This window comes from Enterobacter sp. SECR19-1250 (genome assembly GCF_013391025.1).
Lineage (GTDB): Bacteria > Pseudomonadota > Gammaproteobacteria > Enterobacterales > Enterobacteriaceae > Enterobacter > Enterobacter cloacae.
The window spans coordinates 22,179-30,730 of sequence record NZ_JACASJ010000047.1; the positions used below are offsets into that span (position 1 = coordinate 22,179).

The 8,552-nt window shown below is 56.5% G+C and carries 6 protein-coding genes and 1 tRNA gene; 5 read left to right on the forward strand and 2 right to left on the reverse strand.

All coding sequences use genetic code 11. The features are described from left to right. Window positions 1–136 precede the first annotated feature (136 nt). The 4 genes from HX884_RS13685 to narI are packed head-to-tail and all read left to right on the forward strand — an operon-like array spanning window position 137 to window position 6,796. On the forward strand, window positions 137–3,880 hold the full coding sequence (locus tag HX884_RS13685; protein WP_013096256.1) for a nitrate reductase subunit alpha: 3,744 nt from the start codon (window positions 137–139) through the stop codon (window positions 3,878–3,880). Further along, entirely contained in the window at window positions 3,877–5,412 is a 1,536-nt protein-coding gene (narH, locus tag HX884_RS13690) for a nitrate reductase subunit beta (protein ID WP_013096257.1), read from the forward strand. Before HX884_RS13685 ends, narH begins: the two co-directional genes overlap by 4 nt. Beyond that, the gene (narJ, locus tag HX884_RS13695) at window positions 5,409–6,119 is read left to right on the forward strand and encodes a nitrate reductase molybdenum cofactor assembly chaperone (RefSeq protein WP_013096258.1); all 711 of its coding nucleotides are present in this window, start codon (window positions 5,409–5,411) and stop codon (window positions 6,117–6,119) included. Before narH ends, narJ begins: the two co-directional genes overlap by 4 nt. Beyond that, a complete protein-coding gene (gene narI / locus HX884_RS13700; protein ID WP_013096259.1) occupies window positions 6,119–6,796 on the forward strand; it encodes a respiratory nitrate reductase subunit gamma in 678 nt (225 codons plus the stop codon). Before narJ ends, narI begins: the two co-directional genes overlap by 1 nt. On the opposite strand, the gene HX884_RS13705 is transcribed toward narI, so the two are convergent. Then, window positions 6,793–7,689 (reverse strand): DMT family transporter, encoded by an 897-nt coding sequence (locus tag HX884_RS13705; protein WP_062857059.1) that lies wholly within the window; start codon window positions 7,687–7,689, stop codon window positions 6,793–6,795. The two genes, narI and HX884_RS13705, sit on opposite strands and share 4 nt — an antisense overlap. A 107-nt stretch (window positions 7,690–7,796) precedes the next feature. On the opposite strand from HX884_RS13705, the gene HX884_RS13710 reads away from it, so the two are divergent. Further along, window positions 7,797–8,240, forward strand: coding sequence for an Lrp/AsnC family transcriptional regulator (locus HX884_RS13710; RefSeq protein WP_029740417.1), 444 nt, complete (start codon window positions 7,797–7,799; stop codon window positions 8,238–8,240). A gap of 138 nt (window positions 8,241–8,378) precedes the next feature. On the opposite strand, the gene HX884_RS13715 is transcribed toward HX884_RS13710, so the two are convergent. Beyond that, window positions 8,379–8,463: transfer RNA gene (locus HX884_RS13715), tRNA-Tyr, on the reverse strand. Between the last annotated feature and the right edge of the window lie 89 nt (window positions 8,464–8,552).

Here is an 8,552-nt window from a genome sequence, read left to right on the forward strand (position 1 = left end):
TCGTTATAACACCTCACTTCATAGTCCCCCTCCGTCTTGATCGTTATCAATTCTCCCTCTCTTACAGGACGTTACCTTCGCTGCAAATCAGCAATGTCGATTTAGAGAGCCACAGGCTCCACACAGGAGATACCCGATGAGCAAATTTTTGGACCGGTTTCGCTACTTCAAACAGAAGGGTGAAACTTTTGCCGATGGGCACGGCCAGGTTCTGGATACCAACCGGGACTGGGAAGACGGTTACCGCCAGCGCTGGCAGCATGACAAAGTCGTCCGTTCAACCCACGGTGTAAACTGCACTGGCTCGTGTAGCTGGAAGATTTTCGTTAAAAACGGTCTGGTGACCTGGGAAATGCAGCAGACCGACTATCCGCGCACCCGCCCGGATATGCCGAACCATGAACCACGTGGCTGCCCGCGTGGCGCCAGCTACTCCTGGTATCTCTACAGTGCGAACCGTCTTAAATATCCTCTGATGCGCAAGCGTCTGATGAAAATGTGGCGTGAAGCCAAGGTGCAGCACAGCGATCCGGTAGAGGCGTGGGCATCCATCATCGAAGACGCCGACAAAGCGAAAAGCTTCAAGCAGGCGCGTGGCCGCGGTGGTTTTGTTCGCTCCTCCTGGAAAGAGGTGAATGAGCTAATTGCCGCCTCTAACGTCTATACCGTCAAAACTTACGGTCCTGACCGCGTGGCAGGCTTCTCGCCGATCCCGGCGATGTCGATGGTCTCTTACGCTTCTGGCGCGCGCTATCTTTCCCTGATTGGGGGAACCTGTCTGAGCTTCTACGACTGGTACTGCGACCTGCCGCCAGCGTCTCCACAGACCTGGGGTGAACAGACCGATGTGCCGGAGTCCGCCGACTGGTATAACTCCAGCTACATTATCGCCTGGGGCTCCAACGTACCGCAGACCCGTACCCCGGATGCCCACTTCTTTACTGAAGTGCGTTACAAAGGCACCAAAACCGTTGCGGTGACCCCGGACTACGCCGAAATTGCCAAGCTGTGTGACCTGTGGCTGGCGCCTAAACAGGGTACTGACTCCGCGATGGCGCTGGCGATGGGCCACGTCATGCTGCGTGAATTCCACCTCGATAAACCAAGCCAGTACTTCACCGATTACGTGCGTCGTTATACCGACATGCCAATGCTGGTGATGCTGGAAGAGCGTGACGGCTACTACGCAGCAGGCCGTACGCTGCGTGCGGCGGATCTGGTGGACGCGCTGGGCCAGGAAAACAACCCTGAGTGGAAAACCGTCGCGTATAACAGCAACGGTGAGCTGGTGGTGCCAAACGGTTCAATCGGCTTTCGCTGGGGTGAGAAGGGCAAATGGAACCTTGAACAACGTAACGGTACAACCGGCGAAGAGACCGAGCTGCGCCTGAGCATGCTGGGCAGCCAGGATGAGATCGCAGAAGTGGGCTTCCCGTACTTCGGCGGCGAAGGTTCTGAGCACTTCAACAAGGTCGAGCTACAGAACGTGCTGATGCACAAACTGCCGGTGAAACGCCTGCAGCTGGCCGACGGCTCTAGCGCCCTGGTGACCACCGTGTATGACCTGACGCTGGCCAACTACGGTCTGGAGCGCGGTCTGAACGATGAAAACTGCGCGACCAGCTATGACGATGTGAAGGCGTACACCCCAGCCTGGGCGGAGCAGATCACCGGCGTACCGCGTGCGCAGATCACCCGTATCGCCCGTGAGTTCGCAGAAAACGCCGACAAAACCCATGGTCGTTCAATGATTATCGTCGGTGCCGGTCTGAACCACTGGTATCACCTCGATATGAACTACCGTGGCCTGATCAACATGCTGATCTTCTGCGGCTGTGTCGGTCAGAGCGGTGGCGGCTGGGCGCACTACGTGGGCCAGGAAAAACTGCGTCCGCAGACCGGCTGGCAGCCGCTGGCGTTTGCCCTTGACTGGCAGCGTCCGGCGCGTCATATGAACAGCACTTCCTACTTCTATAACCACTCCAGCCAGTGGCGCTACGAGACGGTTACCGCGCAGGAGCTGCTGTCGCCAATGGCAGATAAATCCCGCTACAGCGGTCATCTGATCGACTTTAACGTCCGCGCTGAACGCATGGGCTGGTTGCCGTCCGCGCCTCAGCTGGGCACTAACCCGCTGCGTATTGCGGAAGAGGCGAAGCAGGCAGGGATGTCGCCAGTGGATTACACCGTTAAGTCTCTGAAAGACGGTTCAATCCGTTTTGCGGCCGAGCAGCCGGAAAACGGTAAAAACCATCCGCGTAACCTGTTCATCTGGCGTTCCAACCTGCTGGGCTCGTCCGGTAAAGGCCACGAGTACATGCTGAAATACCTGCTCGGTACCGAAAACGGTATCCAGGGTAAAGATCTCGGCAAGCAGGGCGGCGTGAAGCCGGAAGAAGTGGAGTGGAAAGACAACGGTCTCGACGGCAAGCTGGATCTGGTGGTGACTCTCGACTTCCGTCTCTCCAGCACCTGCCTGTACTCCGATATCGTGCTGCCTACCGCTACCTGGTACGAAAAAGACGACATGAATACCTCGGATATGCATCCGTTTATTCATCCGCTGTCTGCGGCCGTTGACCCGGCGTGGGAATCAAAAAGCGACTGGGATATCTACAAAGACATCGCGAAGAAATTCTCTGAAGTCTGCGTAGGGCACCTGGGCAAAGAGACCGACGTGGTGACGCTGCCTATCCAGCACGACTCAGCTGCCGAACTGGCGCAGCCGCTGGACGTGAAGGACTGGAAAAAAGGTGAATGTGACCTGATCCCGGGCGTAACGGCACCGCACATTATTCCGGTGGAACGTGACTACCCGGCGACCTACGAGCGCTTTACCTCTATCGGACCGCTGATGGAGAAAATCGGCAACGGCGGGAAAGGGATTGCCTGGAACACCCAGAGCGAAATGGATCTGCTGCGCAAGCTCAATTACACCAAAGCGGACGGCCCGGCCAAAGGCCAGCCGATGCTGAATACGGCGATTGATGCGGCAGAAATGATCCTGACCCTGGCACCGGAAACCAACGGCCAGGTTGCCGTGAAGGCCTGGAAAGCGCTGAGTGAATTCACCGGCCGCGACCATACGCATCTGGCGCTCAACAAAGAAGACGAAAAAATTCGCTTCCGCGATATTCAGGCGCAGCCGCGCAAAATTATCTCCAGCCCGACCTGGTCTGGCCTGGAAGATGAACATGTCTCTTACAACGCCGGGTATACCAACGTTCACGAGCTGATCCCATGGCGTACCCTGTCCGGTCGTCAGTCGCTGTATCAGGATCACCAGTGGATGCGTGACTTCGGTGAAAGCCTGCTGGTTTACCGTCCGCCAATCGACACCCGCTCCGTGAAAGCGGTGATGGGCGCGAAATCGAACGGCAACCCGGAGAAGGCGCTGAACTTCCTGACGCCGCACCAGAAGTGGGGGATCCACTCTACTTATAGCGACAACCTGCTGATGCTGACCTTGTCCCGCGGTGGTCCGATTGTGTGGATGAGTGAAGCGGACGCCAAAGATCTGGGTATTGAAGATAACGACTGGATCGAAGTGTTCAACAGCAACGGCGCCCTGACGGCGCGTGCGGTGGTGAGCCAGCGTGTACCGGCCGGGATGACCATGATGTACCACGCGCAGGAACGTATCGTGAACCTGCCGGGTTCAGAGATCACCGAGCAGCGCGGCGGTATTCACAACTCCGTGACCCGTATTACGCCGAAGCCGACCCACATGATCGGTGGCTATGCACAGTTGGCCTACGGCTTTAACTACTACGGTACGGTAGGTTCTAACCGCGATGAGTTCGTGGTGGTACGTAAGATGAAAAATATTAACTGGTTAGATGGCGAAGGTAATGACCAGGTACAGGAGAGCGTAAAATGAAAATTCGTTCACAAGTCGGCATGGTGCTGAATCTGGATAAATGCATCGGCTGTCATACCTGCTCAGTCACCTGTAAGAACGTCTGGACCAGCCGTGAAGGGATGGAATACGCCTGGTTCAACAACGTGGAAAGTAAGCCGGGTACCGGCTTCCCGACCGACTGGGAAAACCAGGAGAAGTGGAAGGGCGGCTGGATCCGTAAAATCAACGGTAAGCTGCAGCCGCGCATGGGTAACCGTGCGATGCTGCTGGGTAAAATCTTCGCCAACCCGCATCTGCCGGGTATCGAAGATTATTACGAGCCGTTTGACTACGACTACCAGAACCTGCATAACGCGCCGGAAAGTAAGCACCAGCCGATCGCCCGTCCTCGCTCTCTGATCACCGGTCAGCGCATGGACAAAATTACCAGCGGTCCAAACTGGGAAGAAATTCTGGGCGGCGAGTTCGAAAAACGCGCCAAAGACCAGAACTTCGAGAACATGCAGAAGGCGATGTACGGCCAGTTTGAAAACACCTTCATGATGTACCTGCCGCGTCTGTGTGAGCACTGCCTCAACCCGGCGTGCGTGGCGACCTGCCCGAGCGGTGCCATCTACAAGCGTGAAGAAGACGGCATCGTGCTGATCGACCAGGACAAGTGCCGCGGCTGGCGTATGTGCATCACCGGCTGCCCGTACAAAAAAATCTACTTCAACTGGAAGAGCGGTAAGTCAGAGAAGTGCATCTTCTGTTACCCGCGTATCGAAGCCGGTATGCCGACCGTCTGCTCCGAGAGCTGCGTAGGCCGTATTCGTTACCTCGGCGTGCTGCTGTATGACGCGGACGCGATTGAAAATGCCGCGAGCACCGAGAACGAGAAAGATCTGTACCAGCGTCAGCTGGACGTGTTCCTTGACCCGAACGATCCGAAAGTGATTGAGCAGGCGCTGAAAGACGGCATTCCGCAGAGCGTAATCGACGCGGCGCAGCAGTCTCCGGTATACAAAATGGCGATGGACTGGAAGCTGGCCCTGCCGCTGCACCCGGAATACCGCACGCTGCCGATGGTCTGGTACGTGCCGCCTCTGTCGCCGATTCAGTCAGCCGCGGATGCAGGCGAGCTGGGCAGCAACGGCATTCTGCCGGACGTGGAGAGCCTGCGTATCCCGGTTCAGTACCTGGCAAACCTGCTGACCGCAGGCGATACCCAGCCGGTACTGCTGGCGCTGAAACGTATGCTGGCGATGCGCCACTTCAAACGTGCGGAAACCGTGGACGGCGTGACCGACACCCGTGCGCTGGAAGAGGTCGGCCTGACCGAAGCGCAGGCCCAGGAGATGTACCGCTACCTGGCCATTGCCAACTACGAAGATCGTTTCGTGGTACCAAGCAGCCACCGTGAACTGGCCCGCGAAGCCTTCCCGGAGAAAAACGGTTGTGGCTTTAGCTTTGGCGACGGTTGCCACGGGTCTGACAGCAAATTCAACCTGTTCAACAGCCGCCGCATCGATGCCATGGATGTGACCAGCAAAACGGAGCCGCACCCATGATTGAACTCGTGATTGTTTCGCGTCTGCTGGAGTACCCGGATGCCGCGCTGGCGCAGCATCAGCAGGAACTCTTTGATGCGCTCGCGTCCTCTGAAAACCTGGATAAAGAAGATGCCCAGACACTGGGCGTTTTCCTCCGCGACCTGTTAGCGCGCGATCTTCTCGATGCGCAGGCGGATTACAGCCAGCTGTTTGATCGCGGTCGCGCAACCTCGCTGCTGCTGTTTGAACACGTTCACGGGGAATCCCGCGATCGGGGCCAGGCGATGGTGGACCTGATGGCCCAGTACGAGCAGCACGGCCTGCAGCTCGACAGCCGCGAGCTGCCGGATCATCTGCCGCTGTACCTGGAGTATCTGGCGCAGTTGCCAAAAGAAGAAGCGCTGGGTGGTCTGCAGGACATCGCGCCGATTCTGGCGTTGCTCAGCGCCCGTCTTCAGCAGCGCGAGAGCCGCTATGCGGTGCTGTTTGGGGTGCTGGTGAAGCTGGCGAATGCCTCGGTCGACAGTGAAAAAGTGGCGGAGAAAATTGCGGACGAAGCCCGCGACGACACGCCACAGGCGCTGGATGCAGTCTGGGAAGAAGAGCAGGTGAAATTCTTTGCTGACCAGAGCTGCGGCGAATCTGAAATTTCGGCTCACCAGCGTCGTTTTGCCGGCGCGGTTGCCCCGCAATATTTGAATATCTCTAACGGAGGACGGCACTAATGCACTTCCTGAATATGTTCTTCTTTGACATTTACCCGTATATCGCGGGCACCGTGTTCCTGGTGGGAAGCTGGCTGCGTTATGACTATGGCCAGTACACCTGGCGTGCTGCCTCCAGCCAGATGCTGGATCGTAAAGGGATGCACGTTGCGTCTAACCTGTTCCACATCGGTATTCTGGGGATTTTTGCCGGCCACTTCCTGGGAATGCTGACGCCACACTGGATGTATGAAGCGTGGCTGCCTATCGAAGTGAAGCAGAAGATGGCGATGATCGCCGGTGGCGCTTGCGGCGTGATGACCCTGGTGGGTGGTCTGCTGCTGCTGAAACGCCGTCTGTTCAGTCCGCGCGTGCGGGCTACCACTACCACGGCGGATATCCTGATCCTCTCTCTGCTGATGGTTCAGTGCGCACTGGGTCTGCTGACCATTCCATTCTCGGCGCAGCATATGGACGGTAGCGAAATGATGAAGCTGGTGGGATGGGCGCAGTCCGTAGTGACCTTCCACGGAGGCGCATCTGAACATCTGGATGGGGTGGCGTTTATCTTCCGCCTGCACCTGGTGTTGGGTATGACCCTGTTTGTGCTGTTCCCGTTCTCTCGTCTGGTGCACATCTGGAGCGCGCCGGTGGAGTACCTGACGCGCAAATACCAGATTGTGCGTGCCCGTCGCTAATTTGTCGTTTTGATACTAACCCCGCATTCGCGGGGTTTTTTTTCGCCCCAGCCCAGATTATTTCCTGCCGCAGCAAACAGGATCAGCGCGCCGCCCGCCAGTTGGGTAATATCCAGCGAATGCCCGAAGACCACATTATCGACAACGATGGCTACTACCGGATAGATAAAGGACAGTGAACCGGTAATGGGCGTCGGAAGTTTTTGGATGGCGCTATACAACAGCTGATACATGATACCGGTATGGACAATGCCCAGCGTCAGTAAAATTGGCCACGGAAAATCAGCGGACAAGGCGGGCATACGGGCAAACGGCAGTAGCATTACCACGCCTGTCAGCACCTGAATAAACGCTATATGCTGTGGCGCGATGGATTTCAGTTTGCGGGCAATAATCGCCGTCAACGCATAGAAGAAAGCCGCACCCAGTGCCAGACCGATCCCCGCGAGCCAGGCTGAGCCATGGGAACCGGACAGTTCGCCTGAGAGCAAAATTACCACCCCGCCGAAGGCAAGAAACAGCCAGCCCCATTTGACCAGACTGACGCGTTCGCCTAATAACATACCCATCATCACCAGCATAAAGGGCTGAGTGTTATAGACCACAGTGGAAAGGCCAATCGAAATACGTTCATAGGCAGCGAACAGCAGCAGCCAGTTCACCACTAATGCTACCCCGCCGAGAATAGCCAGCAGCAGAGAGGTGCGGGTGAGGGGACTAAAGGGTTTTTGGCTCATCCGAATGAAAATGAACAGTGCGATTGCGCCGATCAGACAGCGCCAGAAAACCACTTCTGACACTGGCAGTCCGGAGAGTAAAACAAACGCGCCAATCGAGCCGGAAATTAACATCGCCAGGCTCATTTGCCAGACGCCTTTATGTAAGTCACGCATCATTCACCTCCTGGTTGATGACGCTATTGTCGAAAATTGCTGTCGGGTTTTACAGGGTTCAGATAAGGTTAAATACGCGAATGGCTTTTTAAAATTAGGTGAAAACGATGGAATACCTTCTCGATGATATTGATCGGCAAATTTTGGCTTGTCTGGTCGAGGATGCGCGTATGTCGCTGAAGGTGCTCAGCGGCCGTATCGGTCTGACCTCGCCCAGCACGGCAGAACGCCTGAAAAGGCTGGAAGAGCGTGGAGTGATTCAGGGTTACGGTGCGCGGGTCAATCTGGCGGCGTTAGGTTATACGCTGCAGGCGCTGGTGCGGGTTCGCCCGTTGCCTGGACTGTTACATAAAGTGGACAAATACATCCAGGCGATGCCGGAGTGCATTGAAAGCGACAAAGTGACCGGTGAAGACTGTTTTGTCATCCGGCTGGTGGTGCGGTCAATTGAGCAACTGGATGTGTTGCTGGACGGGCTGGCGGAGCATGCCCAGTGTAATACGTCGATTGTGAAGAGCTCACCGGTGAAGCGACGCTTGCCGCCGATGTAAACGTCTGTCGCCGGGTGGCGGCTACGCCTTACCCGGCCTACGAAAGTGTGCTCGGTTAGGTTCTATTATGATTTTTTGGAATTGATGGTGGTGGGGGAAGGATTACTCGGCGCGTTGCGCCCTGCGGCATGGAAGTAATGGTGGTGGGGGAAGGATTCGAACCTTCGAAGTCGATGACGGCAGATTTACAGTCTGCTCCCTTTGGCCGCTCGGGAACCCCACCAGGGGTAATTCAAATTTTGAGGTCGTACTGAGAGATGGTGGTGGGGGAAGGATTCGAACCTTCGAAGTCGATGACGGCAGATTTACAGT

Coding starts and splice junctions, on each gene's coding strand:
- HX884_RS13685 (WP_013096256.1), top strand. CDS start 137: ATGAGCAAATTTTTGGACCGGTTTCGCTACTTCAAACAGAAGGGTGAA.
- narH (WP_013096257.1), top strand. CDS start 3,877: ATGAAAATTCGTTCACAAGTCGGCATGGTGCTGAATCTGGATAAATGC.
- narJ (WP_013096258.1), top strand. CDS start 5,409: ATGATTGAACTCGTGATTGTTTCGCGTCTGCTGGAGTACCCGGATGCC.
- narI (WP_013096259.1), top strand. CDS start 6,119: ATGCACTTCCTGAATATGTTCTTCTTTGACATTTACCCGTATATCGCG.
- HX884_RS13705 (WP_062857059.1), bottom strand. CDS start 7,689: ATGCGTGACTTACATAAAGGCGTCTGGCAAATGAGCCTGGCGATGTTA.
- HX884_RS13710 (WP_029740417.1), top strand. CDS start 7,797: ATGGAATACCTTCTCGATGATATTGATCGGCAAATTTTGGCTTGTCTG.